Annotated in this window: 14 protein-coding genes; 4 read left to right on the forward strand and 10 right to left on the reverse strand. The window is 63.0% G+C overall.

Features of this window, described 5'->3' with window-relative positions:
- The first annotated feature begins 64 nt into the window (after positions 1 to 64).
- Positions 65 to 958, forward strand: coding sequence for a LysR family transcriptional regulator (locus tag U5A52_RS35405; protein WP_321938638.1), 894 nt, complete (start codon positions 65 to 67; stop codon positions 956 to 958).
- A 125-nt stretch (positions 959 to 1083) separates the two neighbouring features.
- Here U5A52_RS35405 and U5A52_RS35410 read toward each other — a convergent pair whose 3' ends face one another.
- The 8 genes from U5A52_RS35410 to U5A52_RS35445 form a co-directional block, all read right to left on the reverse strand.
- Positions 1084 to 1740 (reverse strand): cytochrome c, encoded by a 657-nt coding sequence (locus tag U5A52_RS35410; RefSeq protein ID WP_321938640.1) that lies wholly within the window; start codon positions 1738 to 1740, stop codon positions 1084 to 1086.
- 11 nt (positions 1741 to 1751) lie between these two features.
- Positions 1752 to 3689, reverse strand: a complete 1938-nt coding sequence (locus U5A52_RS35415; RefSeq protein WP_321938641.1) for a thiamine pyrophosphate-binding protein — start codon at positions 3687 to 3689, stop codon at positions 1752 to 1754.
- 61 nt (positions 3690 to 3750) lie between these two features.
- A complete protein-coding gene (gene ligK, locus U5A52_RS35420; RefSeq protein WP_321916218.1) occupies positions 3751 to 4434 on the reverse strand; it encodes a 4-carboxy-4-hydroxy-2-oxoadipate aldolase/oxaloacetate decarboxylase in 684 nt (227 codons plus the stop codon).
- A 2-nt stretch (positions 4435 to 4436) separates the two neighbouring features.
- A complete protein-coding gene (locus U5A52_RS35425) occupies positions 4437 to 5462 on the reverse strand; it encodes an amidohydrolase family protein (protein ID WP_321916217.1) in 1026 nt (341 codons plus the stop codon).
- A 62-nt stretch (positions 5463 to 5524) separates the two neighbouring features.
- Positions 5525 to 6556, reverse strand: a complete 1032-nt coding sequence (locus tag U5A52_RS35430; RefSeq protein ID WP_321916216.1) for a porin — start codon at positions 6554 to 6556, stop codon at positions 5525 to 5527.
- Between the two features lie 166 nt (positions 6557 to 6722).
- Positions 6723 to 8090 carry a C4-dicarboxylate transporter DctA gene (dctA, locus tag U5A52_RS35435; RefSeq protein ID WP_321916215.1) on the reverse strand — a complete coding sequence of 456 codons (1368 nt, stop codon included), beginning with the start codon at positions 8088 to 8090 and terminating at the stop codon, positions 6723 to 6725.
- Between the two features lie 68 nt (positions 8091 to 8158).
- Entirely contained in the window at positions 8159 to 9070 is a 912-nt protein-coding gene (locus U5A52_RS35440) for a hypothetical protein (protein ID WP_321938642.1), read from the reverse strand.
- Positions 9071 to 9105: 35 nt separating this feature from the next.
- The gene (locus U5A52_RS35445; protein ID WP_321916213.1) at positions 9106 to 9957 is read right to left on the reverse strand and encodes an amidohydrolase family protein; all 852 of its coding nucleotides are present in this window, start codon (positions 9955 to 9957) and stop codon (positions 9106 to 9108) included.
- Positions 9958 to 10099: 142 nt separating this feature from the next.
- On the opposite strand from U5A52_RS35445, the gene U5A52_RS35450 reads away from it, so the two are divergent.
- Complete coding sequence (locus tag U5A52_RS35450; protein WP_321938644.1) at positions 10100 to 11329, forward strand: LysR family transcriptional regulator; 1230 nt, start codon at positions 10100 to 10102, stop codon at positions 11327 to 11329.
- A gap of 72 nt (positions 11330 to 11401) precedes the next feature.
- Here U5A52_RS35450 and U5A52_RS35455 read toward each other — a convergent pair whose 3' ends face one another.
- Together U5A52_RS35455 and U5A52_RS35460 are read right to left on the reverse strand one after the other, a co-directional pair.
- Positions 11402 to 12112 carry an SDR family oxidoreductase gene (locus tag U5A52_RS35455; protein ID WP_321938646.1) on the reverse strand — a complete coding sequence of 237 codons (711 nt, stop codon included), beginning with the start codon at positions 12110 to 12112 and terminating at the stop codon, positions 11402 to 11404.
- 104 nt (positions 12113 to 12216) lie between these two features.
- Entirely contained in the window at positions 12217 to 12966 is a 750-nt protein-coding gene (locus tag U5A52_RS35460) for an SDR family oxidoreductase (protein WP_321916210.1), read from the reverse strand.
- 190 nt (positions 12967 to 13156) lie between these two features.
- Between U5A52_RS35460 and U5A52_RS35465 the strand changes: the two genes are divergently transcribed.
- Positions 13157 to 14683 (forward strand): PLP-dependent aminotransferase family protein, encoded by a 1527-nt coding sequence (locus U5A52_RS35465; protein ID WP_321938648.1) that lies wholly within the window; start codon positions 13157 to 13159, stop codon positions 14681 to 14683.
- A 98-nt stretch (positions 14684 to 14781) separates the two neighbouring features.
- Positions 14782 to 15765 carry a nitronate monooxygenase gene (locus U5A52_RS35470; RefSeq protein WP_321916208.1) on the forward strand — a complete coding sequence of 328 codons (984 nt, stop codon included), beginning with the start codon at positions 14782 to 14784 and terminating at the stop codon, positions 15763 to 15765.
- Positions 15766 to 15825 lie beyond the last annotated feature (60 nt).

A 15825-nucleotide genomic window follows, 5' to 3' on the forward strand; every position in this document is an offset into this window, starting at 1 on the left:
AGCGTAGCCCCTGTCCGCTAAAATCTGCTCTAATGCATTCTTATCGATTGGATAAGAATTCGTTATGCTCAACCCCCAATGGCTGCGCTCGTTCGCTTGCGTGGCGGAACTGGGCGGCTTCACGCGCGCCGCCAACCAGCTGGGACTGACGCAGGCAGCCGTCAGCCAGCACGTGCAGCACCTCGAGGCACAATTGGGACCGCTGCTGATCCGGCGCGGTCGCCAGTTCGAACTGATGCCGGCCGGGGCCGCGCTGCTCGACTACTACAACGAGGTCGAAGCGTCACATAAGCGTCTGCAGGCGCGGCTGTCCGACGCCTCGGTCGACAGCGGCGAAGTCAGCCTCATCACGCCGGGCAGCGTGGGACTGGCGCTTTATCCGTTGCTGCTCGATTTGCAGCGGGCTCATCCGGGCCTCGTGATCCGCCATCGGTTCGCGCCCGATCCCGAAACGCGCGCAGCGGTGCTCGACAAGCGATACGAACTCGGCCTCGTCACGCTCCGGCCCGACGACGCACGCCTTGCCGCCGAACCCTTCGCCGAGGAGCCGCTTGAACTCGTGGTTCCCGCCGGTGAGGACGTGAAAGGCTGGGCGGATCTCGAGCGGCTGGGCTTTATCGATCATCCGGACGGACAAGCCATGGCCACACGACTCCTGGCCCGCCACTTTCCCGCCAATCCGGGTGTGCTGAGCCTGCCGCAGCATGGGTTCAGCAATCAGGTCTCGCTGATCCTCGAGCCTGTTGCGCGCGGACTGGGATTTACGGTGATTCCCCGGCACGCGCGTGAAGCGTTCGCACAGGCACGCGCCATTCGCGTGATCGAATGTGGCGCGCCAGTCGTCGATACCTTGTGGCTGATCCATCGTGCCGAGTGGCCGCTCTCGTCCCGTGCGATCTGGGTGCTGAACGAAATTCGTAGAATGCAGACGTTTTCGCGCCGGGTCGTCATAGATTGATCTGTGCACAAAATTCGCATGTCGAATTAATGTGCATCGTGAATGCGGTCACGATGCGCGAACGGTGGGAAACACGGTCAGTTCCACGTGCTGACCGATCGCGCATATTCCCGATACGGGGCACCTTATTGCGAGCCCTTCAAGGACGCCACATAACGTGCGACCTCCCGCACATCTCCAGCATTGAGAGGCGCGGGAAACAATCTGGGCATGATGCCGGTTGGTTCCCGAATACGCGCTTCGATATCCGATATTTGAAAGCGGCTCGAAATGCCGATCAGCGCAGGACCGATTCCGCCCTCTCCGCTCTGGCCATGGCACGCGGCACAATTCGCTGCATAGATCGATGGGCCTCGCTCAGACGGCTTGGCAACCGATGCTTCGCTGATGGGGTGGCTTCCTAAAGACGCTCCGTTGCTCAATAACGCAATGCTGTCGGCAGGCGGATTCTGCGGCACCGACGCGAGATACGCGTGAATGCGTGCAATATCGTCATCGGAGAGAATCTTTGCGCTGAAGACCGGCATCTGGCCTTTGGGATTGCGCACATAAGCCTGCATGGCCGACAGCGGTATCGGATGCGGCGCCAGCGCAGGTCCGGTCGTGATACTGCCTTGCCCGAACATGCCGTGGCATTCGTAGCAGCCCTTCTGCATGTATAGCGCGCGCCCGGCCTCGATTTCGGCATTCGCATCGGCGCGCGACGCAATCGGCCATGCGCAGCCAATCGCTGCTGCAAGTGTCATTGCCGCGCGCACGGTTGAACGGTCATGCACTTTCATCGGCACCTCGGTTATCTGGGTTGAGTCAGCACATCGACGAGTGCAGGCTTGCCGCTTTTGACCTGTTCCATCGCGCGTGCGAGTGCCGGTCCGAGATCGGCGGGCTCCGATATCGGGCCCTCGGCCCACATGCCCATGCTTCGCGCCATTGCGGCGTAGTCGATTGGCGGATCGTGAAGCACGGTGCCGATGGTCCCTCTTTCCGGATGCCTGTCGCGGCGGCTCGCCATGCGCTGGATATGCATGGTCTCCTGATGCCAGGCGCGATTGTTGTGCATCACGGTGAGCAACGGAAGGCGATGATGCGCTGCCGTCCAGAGGGCACCCGGCAGCACCATCAAATCGCCGTCGGTCTGGATATTGACCGCGATACGGCCAGCGTCGCGATGCGCGAGCGCTGCGCCGACGGCGGCGGGTGCGCCATAGCCAACGCCGTAGCCGCCGCCGGAACCGATGAACTGCCAGGTCTTCGTGAAATCCCATAGCCGTTGCGGCCACATGCTGATCGGGTTGGGCGGCGAGACCATTGCCCAGTCCTCATGCCAGATCACATTCCACACCTCCTGACACAGCCGGGCGGTGCTGATGGGGCTGCCATCCCATGCGCGCGTCGCGGCCTCGCGTGCATCATTGCGCATCTTTTCAAACGCCAGTTTCAGTGGCTGTTCGCGTGCGGCGGCGGCGCTGCGTTGCGCCGGTGTCATCGCAGCGAGGACGGCGCGCAACAATCCGGGCAACGACGCTTGCGCGTCACCGGCTATGGGTAACGTGGCCGCGAAATAGCGCTCTGCGTCCTGCATGTTCGACTTGCCGTACAGGTAGGCCGTGGAAATGCTGATGACCTGGGTGTCGCCCTTCGTGCGCGGCTTCGAGGGGCGGCTAATGGTGTCGGGCACCGTTGCCGTCAATCCCCAGACATCGGCGACTTCCAGCGCAAGAATGACGTCCGCCTGAGCGAGCAGCCGCGCCTGATGCGACGAATGATTGAGGTAGTGGTTGGTCGGGAAATTCATGCGCCCGAGCAGATCGATCACGGGTGCGTTCAGCGCCTGGGCGATCTGGACGAGCGTGTCCATCGCGTCCTGCGTTCTGACCGCCCGATCGGCCACGATGACCGGCGCTTTCGCGCCGCACAGGAGCGACGCGGCCGCCGCGAGCGCATCCGGGCTGCCAACGGGTGGCGTGGCTTCGCGCAGCGGCGGTACGCGCATATCGCGCGGATCGGCAATGGGCTGCTCCTGGAGTTCGGTATCGGCGACGATCAACACGGGCTCCATCGGCGGCGTGACGGACATCGTGTAAGCGCGCATGAACGACTCGGCGTAGTGCTGGAGCGACACGGGGTAATCGTCCCACTTCGTATAGTCACGCACGAGCGCGCCAAGGTCCTGCGCCGTGTGATACCACTCCACGCCAGGGCGGCGCTTCGTGGCGTCGGCAATATTGCCCGCGAGCACCATCATGGGCACACGATCGCACCACGCGTTGTAGATCGCCATCGAGGCGTGCTGCAACCCGACCGTGCTATGGACGAGGCACGCCATGGGCTTGCCCGCGACTTTCGCGTAACCATGCGCGATCGCCGCGGACGCCTCCTCGTGCGTACACACGATCAATTGCGGATGCGTGTCGCCCGCGTAGTTGACGATCGACTCGTGGATGCCGCGAAAGGTCGATCCCGGCATGGCCGCCACATAGTCGATACCGGCGATGCGCAGCAAATCCACCATGAAATCCGAGCCCGGATTGCCGATGTGCGCGGAATCGGCGGCGGGCGCTTCGTCGAGCGAAGGCGCCAGTGTCTCGGCCGCGGCCAGCGCAGCGTGCGGGCGCTCCACCGCCGGGGCCTTGTCTGCCGCGGACTGCGCAGCGCTGGCGCCAGGCTTTGCCAGCACGGCAGCCGTGCCCGTAACGATTGCCTCTTTCAGAAACTTGCGTCGGCCAGTCATGTTCCTGCTTCCTTTTTCTTGTTCGTCACGGCGGATCTGATGCGCCTGCTGGCCGTGCGGGTCAGTCGATGTAGCGCAGCCCCAGTTTTTCCAGCGGCTCGCGCATCTGGTATAGGTCGAGTCCCAGTACACCGGAGGCGAGCAGAGCGCGCTTCTGACCTTCGTTCGCCTCGCGCCTGCTTGCGTTCTCGAGCGTTTGCGCCGCCATGGCTTGCGGCACCACGACCACGCCGTCGTGATCCGCCACGACGACATCGCCGGGCGTGACCAGCGCGCCCGCGCAAACCACCGGCACATTGACCGAACCCAGCGTGGCCTTGATCGTGCCTTTCGACGAGATCGCACGGCTCCACACCGGGAAGCGCATGTCGGTCAGCACGTTGACATCGCGCACGCCCGCATCGATGACGAGTCCGCGCGCGCCACGCGCCTTGAAACTGGTGGCGAGCAGATCGCCAAAATAGCCGTCCGTACAATCGGCACTCAGCGCGGCCACCACGATGTCGCCAGGCCGAATCTGTTCGGCGGCCACATGCAGCATCCAGTTGTCGCCGGGATGCAGCAGCACGGTGACGGCGGTGCCCGACGCGCTCGCGCCGGGATAAATCGGCCGCATATAAGGCTTGAGCAGGCCGCTGCGGCCCATCGCTTCGTGCACCGTGGCGCTGCCGAGCGCGCCAAGCGCCTCGGCGGCACGGCTGTCCGCACGCGTGATGTTGCGATACACCACTCCGGGTTCATACATGGTCAACGTCCTTGGGCAGTGAGAGCGGCGTCCAGCCGCGGATAGACACGGCGTGCATTGCCTTCGTAAATCTTGAAGCGCTGATCGGGTGTCATGTCGGCGGCTTCGATATAGCGTTTCGTGTCGTCGAAATAGTGCTGCGTGTATGGGTCGATGCCGCGCACGGCACCGATCATTTCACTCGCGAACAGGATGTTGTCGACGGGAATCACTTCGGTTAGCAAATTGATTCCGGGCTGGTGATAGACACAGGTATCGAAAAACACGTTGTTGAGCAGATGCGCTTCCAGCGGCGGCTTTTTCATTTCCTGCGCGAGGCCGCGAAAACGGCCCCAGTGATACGGCACCGCACCGCCGCCATGCGGAATGATGAAACGCAGCGTGGGAAAGTCGTGAAACAGGTCCGACGTCAGGCATTGCATGAATGCCGTCGTATCCGCGTTGAGATAGTGCGCACCGGTGGTGTGAAAACACGCGTTGCAGCTCGTGCTCACGTGAATCATGGCCGGAATGTCGTACTCGACCATCTTCTCGTAGATGGGGTACCAGTAGCGGTCGGAGAGCGGCGGGCTCGTCCAGTGCCCGCCGGAAGGATCGGGGTTCAAGTTGATCGCGACGTTGCCGTATTGCTCGACACATTTCACGAGTTCGGGAATGCATGTCGCCGTATCCACACCGGGACTTTGCGGCAACATCGCGGCTGGAATGAAATGCCGCGGAAACAACTCGCTCACGCGATAGCACAACTCGTTGCAGATCGCCGCCCAGGTGCTCGACACCTCGAAGTCGCCGACGTGATGCGCCATGAAGCTCGCGCGCGGGCTGAACACGGTGAGATCGAGCCCGCGTTCGCGCATCAGCCGCAACTGGTTGGTTTCGATCGAGTCGCGCAGTTCGTCGTCGCTGATATGCAGCTCGGAGGGACTCGGGCCGCGCGACGATTGACCGATAGCCGCGATCTGCCTGTTGCGCCAGGCTTCCAGCGCTTTGGGCGCGGTCGTGTAGTGGCCGTGGATGTCGATGATCATGATGGGTTCCTGGGAAATTCGGCGCGTGCGTGTCTTACACGCGCCCTGCTGTGTCACTGCGGCTAGAACAGCACGTCCAGGCCAACGGTCACGGCGGTCTGGCTCGACGCGCCGGCCGGGTTCAACGTGCTGACCACCGCGTGCTTGTACGACGTGTAGTCGATTGCGCTGTAAAGCGTCGTGCGCTTGGAGAGCAAATAGGCGAGCGAAATGATCGAAATGCCGCGGCGGCTCGCCTTGTCGGTCGACACGGTGGTCTGGTAGTAGCCGCCATCGAAAATCAGGTTCGGCAAGATCGTCCAGGACAGACCGCCGAACGCGTTGTTTGTCACCTGGTGCGGTGCGGCGGGGTTTTGCAGGTCCTCGGACATGAAGCCGCCCGACACCCGAACCGGACCGATGCTGTAGGCCACGCCGCCCATGTAGTAGCTGTCCGGAACATAAGCCGTGCCGGTCAGAATGCTGCGATGTCCGTACACGCCGCCCACGCTAACCGGGCCCGCGCTATAACTCATGCCGACCGAGCGCGTTGCGCCGCTGGCGAAATTTCCCGCCACGCCGCCAAACGAATTGTCTACCTCGAACAACAGCGGCCCGAAGTCGTTCTTGTACTTGATGGCGTTGTTGTTGCGCGTGCCGTCCGACGCCTGGGTCAGCGGCAGGATCGGCGTGTAGTGAAAGCCGAACGGGTCGTAAATGCTGATGATGTCGTGCGAAATCGTGTACTGGCGCCCGAGGTCGATCGACCCGTATTTTCTGTTTCCGATGCCAACATAGGACTGGCGATTGAACAAGGTGTTAGTCGTGTTGTCCAGTTGTCCATTGCCAAGGTTGAAGCCGCTTTCCAGCCGGAAGTGAGCATTCCACCCGTCACCCAGGTCTTCCGTGCCCAGGAATCCCAGTTTGTTCGAACTGTAGTAGCCGTTCGAATTCATGGTCACCACCGTGCCACCGCCCTTTACCGCGTTCGTCTGGTAACGCACGCCGCCGTCTGCCGTGCCATAAATCTGGACACTGCTCTGTGCATAAGCGGGCACCGCGCCGGCGGCCAGTGACAGTCCAACCCCAACGCTTCTCCACGCGGCTATTTTCATCGTATGTCTCCAAGATTGTGATTTTTTTGCATCGCATGAGATACGCGAGATCTCCCATACGATTCGTATAACTAACTACATAACCTGCCTTCAACCCTTCGTGACGGTGACTTCGCGCTGGCGGGATCGGGTCGCCGGTTCCGCCAGCGCACGCGCTCACATGCGGCTAATTGCCCGCGTGACCGCTGCTGGTCTGATTGAGGCGTCCCGACGAGGCGACAACGGGTTTGAAGCCTGTTTTCAGTTCCCGGCGCAGTGCGACGCGGTCCAGCGCTTTTTCCCAGTTCGCGACAACGATAGTCGCCACGGTATTGCCGACGATGTTGGTGAACACAAACCCGCTGGAAAGCGCCTTATGGATGCCGAGAATCAATGCGATGGATTCGACCGGAATGGTGTTCGATGCGGTAAGCGTCGCTGCGAGCACCGCAATGGCCGCACCGGACACGCCTGCCGCCCCCTTCGACGTGAGCAGCAACACAGCGAGCAGGACGAGCTGATCGTGCCAGCTCATCGGCGTATTGGTAGCCTGCGCGAGGAACACCGCCGCTGCGGCGAAATACAGGCACGTGCCGTCGTGATTGAACGTGTATGCCGTCGGCAGAACCAGACCGACCACCGACTTCTCGCAGCCCAGGCGTTCGAGCTTGTCGATCAGTTGCGGGAACACGGTTTCCGACGAACTCGTACCGATCACGAGCAGCAGCTCCGCGCCGATATAGCGCATCAGCCGCAGCAGGCTGAAGCCATTGACCTTCGCGATCGGCCAGAGAATGAGCAGAATGAACAGCGCACAGGTCAGATAGAACTCGAGCACGAGTTTGCCGAGCGAGATCAGCGTGCCGAATCCGAATTTGCTGACCGTGAATGCGATCGCACCGAACGCGGCGAGCGGCGCGATCTTCATCGTCAGCCCGATGATCCAGAAGAGCGCGCCCGACACCGACTCGATCAGATTCAGCGCGGGCTGCGCACGTTCGCCGATTGCGGCCAGCCCGAACGCGAACAGCACCGAGAAGAACAGCACCTGCAGCACGTCGCCACCGGCGAACGCGCTGATCGCCGTATGCGGAATCACGTTGAGCAGAAATTCGCTGGTCGTGACGACGTGATGCGCCTTGGCAACGTAGGTATCGACAGCGGCCGAGTGAATGCCGTGCAAGTCCACATTCATGCCCACGCCGGGCTTGAGCACATTGACGACCACGAGGCCCAGCACCAGTGCGAGCGAGGTCACCACTTCGAAGTAGAAGAGCGCCTTGATCGCAACACGGCCGACCTTCTTGAAGTCATTCACGCCCGCAATGCCGCTGCATACGGTACAGAAAATGATCGGGCCGATCAGCATCTGGATGATGCGGATAAAGGCGTCGCCTACGGGTTGCAGATTGATGCCGAACTTCGGGAAGAAGTACCCCGTGGCCACACCCAGCGCCATACCGGCCAGCACCTGGAACGACAGGTCGAGATAGAACGGACGACGTTCCCTGGATTCCCCCGTTTTCGCGGCGGTGGATTTGCCCGGCAGGCTCATGGTGTCTCCTTGACAGACTGCGGCGAATTCAGATTCGCTCAAAACTCGTGAAGCGGACGAATGGCGCATTAGTACGCGGCGTCGCCCAGAATGGCCAGACTGTCGGCAAATAATTCATCGACGGTCAGCTTGCGCGGCAGCAGCCCCTGCTGCTCGCAAAACCCAAGGGTTTCTTCGAGCGGCCCGCGCAGTGCGTCATAGCCGAACAGCAGCTTGTCGGCTTTCCCGGCGTTTTCCGCGGCGACCGATTCCTTGCCGCGCTTGAGCAGGTCGTACACCGCACGAACGGCTTGCGGGTTCGACTCCGCCAGCGCACGCGTCACCACGACCACGTGATTGATCGGCACATAGCGGTGACGCCCGTACCACTCGAGGTCGGCTGCCGCCGCGTTGTCGATCAGCGGCTTGAATTCCGGTCCTTCCGGCAGATCGTTGCCGAGGATCGCTGCGTCGATCTCGCCCGCACGAAGCATCGGCAACAACTGCTTGCCCGCTTCGGCGCGGCGCACAAAGGCGGGATCAGCATACTCTTCCAGATGCCCGCCCTCGATTGTCACCCATTCGATCTTCTCGAGCGGCACGCCGTACCTTTCACCGAGAATGGCGCGCACCCACATGCCCGTGGTCTGCGCATAGGTACGCACACCGATGCGCTTCCCTGCGAGTCGGGCGATGTCCGGTTTGGCCCGCTGCGCATCGTAAATGAGGCAGCTTTGCTGGAAACGCGCGGCCACCACGGCGGGCAGCAGCACAACCGGTTTGCCGTACGCTTTCGCCTGAAGATAGGTGACGATGGCCAATTCGCTGACATCGAACACCTGGCGGCGCGCCATCGGTGCGAACGCGCGGTGAATGGGCTCGACGTCCTCGAAACGAAGGTCGACCGCCGGATCGGTCAATTCGCCCGCTTTCAGCGCTCGCGTATGCGGATAGGTTTTCAGCGCGGCCTTCAAGACCAGCGGTTGCGTTGGAGTGCTCACGATCGGGTATTCCTGTTGCAAACGAAATCGGCGAATCAGGCGGCGAGCGCCGGATAGACGGTTCGCGCCGTGCCGCCGAAAATCGCCTCCTGCGCGTCGGCGGGCAGCATGGAGAGGCTCTCGCGAGCTTGGGCGAGCAGCTCCGGCAGCGCGCCTTCCGCAGCCGGAAAATTCGAACCCCACGCAATGCGGTTCGCACCGAATGCGTCGAGCACGCGCGGGAAAAACGCGGCCGGCGTGGAGGCGCCACGGCCCGCTTCGGCGATCGTGCGGTTCGTGAGCTTCAGGTACACGCCGTGATGCGAGGCGAGGCTGAAGAGGGGCGCGGCGGCTTCATAGGGCGGGCCCCCGGCGAGTTCGGGGCGCGCGAGGTGGTCGAGCAGCACGCGGATGTCCGGAAAGCGCGCGAGCATGTTCAGCAGCGCCGGAATGCCTTGCGCGGTCATTTGCAGGCAAATCGACACGTTGTGACGCTGCGCGTAGTCCCAAACCGGGAACGAGCGCTCGTCGTCCAGCCACCCCGCCTGCCCCGGCATCGTGCTGCCGGTCGTGAAAAGACGCAGACCGGAGAGACCCGCGTCGAGCCAGCGCTGCATCTGGGCGACGGCGTCGCTCGCCAGCACGTCGATCGAAAATACGCCGGCGAAACGGTCCGGATGGCTGCGCACCGCCTCGACCACATAACTATTGTCGTTGCCGTAGACCGTCGACGCTTGCACCACCACGGCGCGGTCGATGCCCGCTTCGTCCATCGATGCGAGCAGACCTTCAAAGCTGACTGGGCGCTTCGCCGACCACTCGGACTGGTGGCCGCCGACCGGCGCGAGCGGATAGCGTTGTTTATCCGGGGAAATTGCGTGCGTGTGCGTGTCGATGACGACGGACATGAAGTGCTCCTGACTGGAAATGCCCTGCTGAATTGAACGTAACTGTAATCGCGATCGGGTCCGAGACCTCAATTGGAAGTAAGGCCCAGCTCATAAATTTGCGTTAAGCTAAGGGTTTTGGATTGGTGTATCGGGAGGCGCGATGGGGGCGGACGGACAGGCATCATCGGACGATGATCTGGCGCGTTTAAGGCGTCTTTTTCTGTTCGATGCGGTGTGCGAAGCCGGTGGAATCGGACAGGCTGCAGTGCGCGCGGGACGCACCCAGCCGGCGGTCAGCATGGCGATCAACAAGCTCGAGACAAGCTTTGGCGGTCAACTGTTCGAACGCGGCTTCGGCGGCAGCGAGTTGACCGGCGAGGGCCTCATCGTGCAGCGGCGCGTGCGCCGCATGCTCGATCAGATGGAGCGCGCCGTGATGAACCTGACCGATGAGCCGCAGGCGAACGCAGCAAAGATCTGCCGCCGCCTGACCGACGCGCAGGTCCGCTGCCACATCGCGATCGCCGAAGCGGGTTCGGCAGCCGAGGCCGCGCTGTCACTGGGGATCTCGCAGCCCGCGGTGCATCGGGCCGCGCGGCAAATCGAGCAGAACGTCGGCGTGGCGCTTTACCGGCGGCGCGTGCATAGCGTGTCGGCGAATCCCGCGGGCATCGAGTTCGCCCGCTGTTTGAGCCTTGCGCTCTATGAAGTCGCACAGGCGGTGGACGAACTGGCGTACGCCCGCGGGCAACTGACCGGCAAGGTCGCGATTGGCGTCTTGCCGTTGTTGCCGCCGCGCCTCGTTGCACGGGCCATCCAGAGGCTGCGCGAGCGTTACCCCGCCGCACGCGTCACGGTCGAAGAAAGCTCCCACGCACAATTGCTGCGCGAACTGCGCGGCGGCGGGATCGACATTATCGTGGGCGGGCTGCGCGAGCCCCGCCTCGCGGGGTCGGTACAGGAAACGGAGCTCTTTGCGGACCCCTATGTGGTAGCCGTGCGCAAGGGGCACCGGCTGGCGCGGCGCAAGACCGTTGCCCTGGCCGATCTCGCCGACCACGACTGGGTCATGCCGCAGCACAACGTACCGCGCCGCGCGGTGATCGATTCGATCTTTGCGCAGTTGCCGGTCAAGCCGCCTCCGGTGCTCGAAACGAGTTCGCTCGCCATGATGCTGGCCATGCTCATGGAAAGCGATTGCCTGACGCTGCTCTCGCGCGCGCAGATTCGCGACGCTTACCCGGGGCGCGAGTTGGTCGCGCTGGACCTGGCGTTGCCGGGAGCAAGCCGCGAGGTCGGCTATACGGTGCGCACCGACTGGCTCGGCACGGCCGTCCAGCAGACTTTCGTCGAAGTGCTGCGCGCGGAGAGCGAGAGCGAACTGGGCTGACTTTGGCGGCGTCACGACAATTGATCAGCAGACCGTATCGAAAGGCGGCACCGGCTTGCGAGCCCGTAGACTTCAGTGGCCTGCGCTCTGGCCGCCGTCGACGTGCAGAATTTCGCCCGTGATGAACGGTGCACGATCAAGGAAGAGAATTGCATCGGCGATATCGCTCATCTCGCCCATGCGCCCCAGTGGATGAAAGGCGCCCAGTGCCTCATGGGTTTGCGGTGCGTGCATCGGCGACTTGATGATCCCCGGTGCGACTGCGTTCACGCGTATCCCTTTCTTCGCATACTCGATCGCCAGCGACTTTGTGGCCGCGTTCAGACCGCCTTTCGTCAGCGCTGCCAGCACCGAATACACGCCGCTGTGCGCTGCATCGACGACGCTGGCGGTCACGCTGACCACATGGCCGCCAGAATGCCTCTCCATTTCAGCAATGGCGAGTTGTGTAATGTGATAGAAGCCCGCCATATTCACGTTCATCACCGCAGCGTAGTCTTCGGCAGTGTGTTCGGTGAACGGTTTGCCGATGTATATGCCAGCGTTGTTGACCAGCGTGTCGATCCGTCCAAACCGGGCGATGCCCTCGGAAATCACGCGTTGGGCGGTTGCCGGGTCACCGATATCGCCCGTGACGCTCAAAATGTCGGGGTCGTGCGACGGCTTGATCGAGCGTGCGGTCGCGACAATGCGATAGTCAAGCTTGCGAAACGCCTTGACGACTTCAGCGCCTATGCCTTGTGAGGCGCCGGTCACGACGACAACTTTTCTTGATGTGCTCATGCTTCACCCAAAGCTTATTCTCCTGGCTTCGACGCCTGTCGATTCGACGGTCCCGGCCAAGGCAGTTGCGAACATGTTGATTCAGGTTTTGTATCGCCCCGAAATCAACCCTGGTTATGCGCCAGCCACTGGTCCAGACTCAGACGGCCAATTCGCGCGTCGCCGAGCGGGACTAGCGACTGCTCCTCGACGCGACCGCCGTAATACAGCGCATCCTGATCCGTCATCACTGGGCGCGGGTCGCCAACCGACTTCAAATAGCGTCTGACGATCCCGGCGAACGGCTCACGGTCCGGGCCCGCGATATCGACCGTGCCGTTCAGCGGCGCGGCAAGCGCGACCTGCGCGAGGGCCGCCGCGACGTCATCCGCGGCTATCGGCTGAAACAGTCCGTCGCCAACACGCACCGTCCCGCCTTCGGTGCCGAAATCCGCAATGGCGCCGATGAATTCCATGAACTGGGTCGCGCGCACGATCGTGTAGGGCACGCCCGCCGCTTCAACCCCCTCTTCCTGCGCGACCTTGGCGACGAAATACGCGTTCTCCGGTGTGCGGTCGCAGCCGACGATGGAAAGCGCGACGTGATGGCGTACCCCTGCGGCCACTTCGGCTTTGCCGAGGTTGCGCGTCGCGGTACGGAAGAAGTCGAGCACCGCCTGAGGCTCCCACGAAGGCGCATTCGCCACATCCACGACGACGTCCGCGCCTGCCAGCGCGTTGCTCAAGCCCTCGCCCGTCACGGCGTTCACGCCGCTACGCGGCGACGCAGCGAGCGCTTCGTGACCCGCCTCGCGAAGCAGCGTGACGACACGCGAGCCGATCAGGCCGGAACCACCGATTACGACGATCTTCATGACACATTCTCCAGATGAGAGTCAGTCGACACGCGAAAGAGCGGCTGGCGGGTGTCGAATCGCGTGAAGGACACGCCGCCATCGCATCGCGTGAGGCTATTGTGGGAAGATCATGAACTACCGAAAAGTGCCAAGAAATGGCGATTGGACCAGGACATCCCGATTCCGCTCCGCTCGTCGGCAAACCTTCATGACCGCGCCGCCCACCGCATTCACCGTCGACATCGATCGGCAACTGCAGTTGCCGGTCTACCAGCAGATCTGCGCGCGCTTCAGAACCGCGATCGCCGCAGGGCATCTGCGTCCAGGTGATCGCGTGCCCGCGCTGCGCAGCCTCGCCACGCAGCTGAACACGGCGCGCGGCACGGTCGAGCTGGCCTATACGATCCTGGTCGACGAGGGCTACCTCCAGATGCGTGGTGCGGCCGGCACGTTCGTATCGCCCTCGCTGCCGCCATCGATAACGCGCTCGCGTGCGCAAGGCGCGAAGGATTCGAACGGGACGCAAAGTATCAAGCGCGCCATCACACCTCAAACATCAGGCGAATCGCGCGGCGTTCAACCTCCGCCGCGCCAGCTTGCCATTGCGGCCGCGATGAGTGGAGAGCCCCGGCCGTTGCAACCGGGGCTGCCCGCGCTCGACGCGTTTCCGGTCAAGGCTTGGAACCGGCTCGTTGCGCATCGCGCTCGCAGCGGCGAGCGCGCGATGCTCGCGTACCCGGATCCAGCCGGCTACCGGCCGCTGCGCGAACACATCGCCACGTATCTCGGGCTGTCGCGCGGCGTAACCTGCCTGCCGGACCAGGTGTTCGTCACCAGCGGCTACCGTGCAACGCTCGAACTCGTGTTGCGCAGTCTCGCCCGCCCGAATGACAGCGTCTGGTACGAAGACCCAGGCTATCTTCTCGCGCGCGGTTTTCTGGCCGAAACCGGCGTACAGCTTGTCGCGGTGCCGGTCGATGACGAAGGGATCGACGTCGAGCGCGGCACACAACTGGCCGCGCAGGCGCGCTTCGCGCTGGTCACGCCGTCGCACCAGAGCCCGCTCGGACACACGTTGTCGCTCGCCCGTCGTATGGCGCTGCTGGACTGGGCTGAGCAGGCATCTAGCTGGATCGTCGAAGACGACTACGACAGTGAGTTCCGCTATCTGGGCCGGCCGTTGCCGGCTTTGAAGAGCCTCGACCGGCACGATCATGTGATCTATTGCGGCACATTCAGCAAGGTGATGTTTCCCGGCTTGCGGCTGGCCTACGCGGTGGTGCCGGAGCGGGCCGTCGAGCGTGTCGGGCGCGTGGCTCGCAGCATGAACGCTGGTTCGCCAACGTTGTTGCAGGCCGCTTTGGCGGACTTCATCGAGCAGGGGCATTTTGCACGGCATCTGAAGCGCATGCGTGCGCTATACGCCGAGCGGCGCGTGCTGATCGTGCGCGCACTGGAGCGGGCATTCGGCGAACGGCTGATCGTCGAATTGCCGCCAGGGGGAATCCAGTTCGCGGCGCAGTTCGCCGAAGGCCCTGATGGCCCGGTCGACGACGTCGCCGTTGCTGCGCGCGCCCGCGAAGCAGGACTGGCCGTACTGCCGCTTTCGATCTGGTACGCGAACGGCCGCACGCGGCGCTCGCCGCGCGGCCTTGTGATGGGCTTTGCAAACATCGCCGATCCGGGTGAAGCGGCCAGTCTCGCGCGGACGTTGCGCGCGTGTCTGGACGGCTAACGAGTGGGTAGCGCCGGCTAGTCGCCTGACCTTGACGCTTGAAGCTTCGATGTTCCACCATTGACAGGAGCCGCTTCCTCATCGATGTGGGGTGCTATATGTCAATCGCCACCGCAGTGACAGAACGTCTGGGAATTCGACACCCCGTTCTGCTGGCGCCAATGGACCTCGTTGCCAACGCGCGTCTAACCGCGGCGGTCAGCGCTGCCGGCGGGCTGGGGATTCTGGGCGGCGCGTATGGAGATGAGGTGTGGCTACGCCGGGAACTGGAGTCGCTACGGCACATCGGGACGCGCTTCGGTGTTGGCTTCATTACGTGGAGCCTCGCGAAAAGTCCGCATCTGCTTGAGCTTGCCCTGGAACACAAGCCCTTGGCGGTCGTGCTCTCCTTCGGGGACCCGGCGCCCTTTGCGGCAAAGATCAAGGGAGCCGGCTCCATCCTCATCTGCCAGGTTCAGTCGTTGGCCTATGCAAAGGAGGCATTCGCCGCGGGCGCGGACATCCTCGTTGCACAGGGCACGGAAGGCGGTGGTCACGGAGCCTCGCGTGGGCTGTTTTCGCTCGTGCCGGAAATCGTCGACGCGCTTGGCACGACGATTCCCGTTGTAGCTGCAGGTGGCATTGCTGACGGGCGGGGCCTCGCGGCCGCGCTAGCGCTTGGCGCGTCAGGCGTGCTGATGGGTACGCGCTTCTATGCAACCCGGGAGTCCGCAGGAAAAGATGCTGCGAAAGCCAGAATTCTCGCCGCGACTGGCGACGACACCTTGCGAAGCATCGTATTCGACGTTTCCCGTCGCAACGTTTGGCCCGCTCCGTTCACCGGCCGGTGCCTCCGCAATGGGCATCTGGATCGCTGGTATGGCCGGGAGATTGAGCTGCTGCGTCACCTCGACGAGGAGTCAGCGAAATACGCGAACGCCCGCGAGGCTGGGGATTTCGACATCGCCGCCGTAATTGCAGGCGAAAGCGCCGGGTTGATTCAGGATATCCCGACTGCCCAGGAGGTCGTCGAGAGGACCGTGCGAGAGGCTTCGGCAATTCTTGCGAATGGCGTTCACCGGATTCGTTTGGACCAGGATTGAGGCGTTGGCCATTGCGGTCGCCGGGTAGCACGACAGCTCAGCCGCTTCAACGTCTCACCG

The sequence above is a fragment of the Paraburkholderia sp. J8-2 genome (genome assembly GCF_905220195.1).
GTDB lineage: Bacteria > Pseudomonadota > Gammaproteobacteria > Burkholderiales > Burkholderiaceae > Paraburkholderia.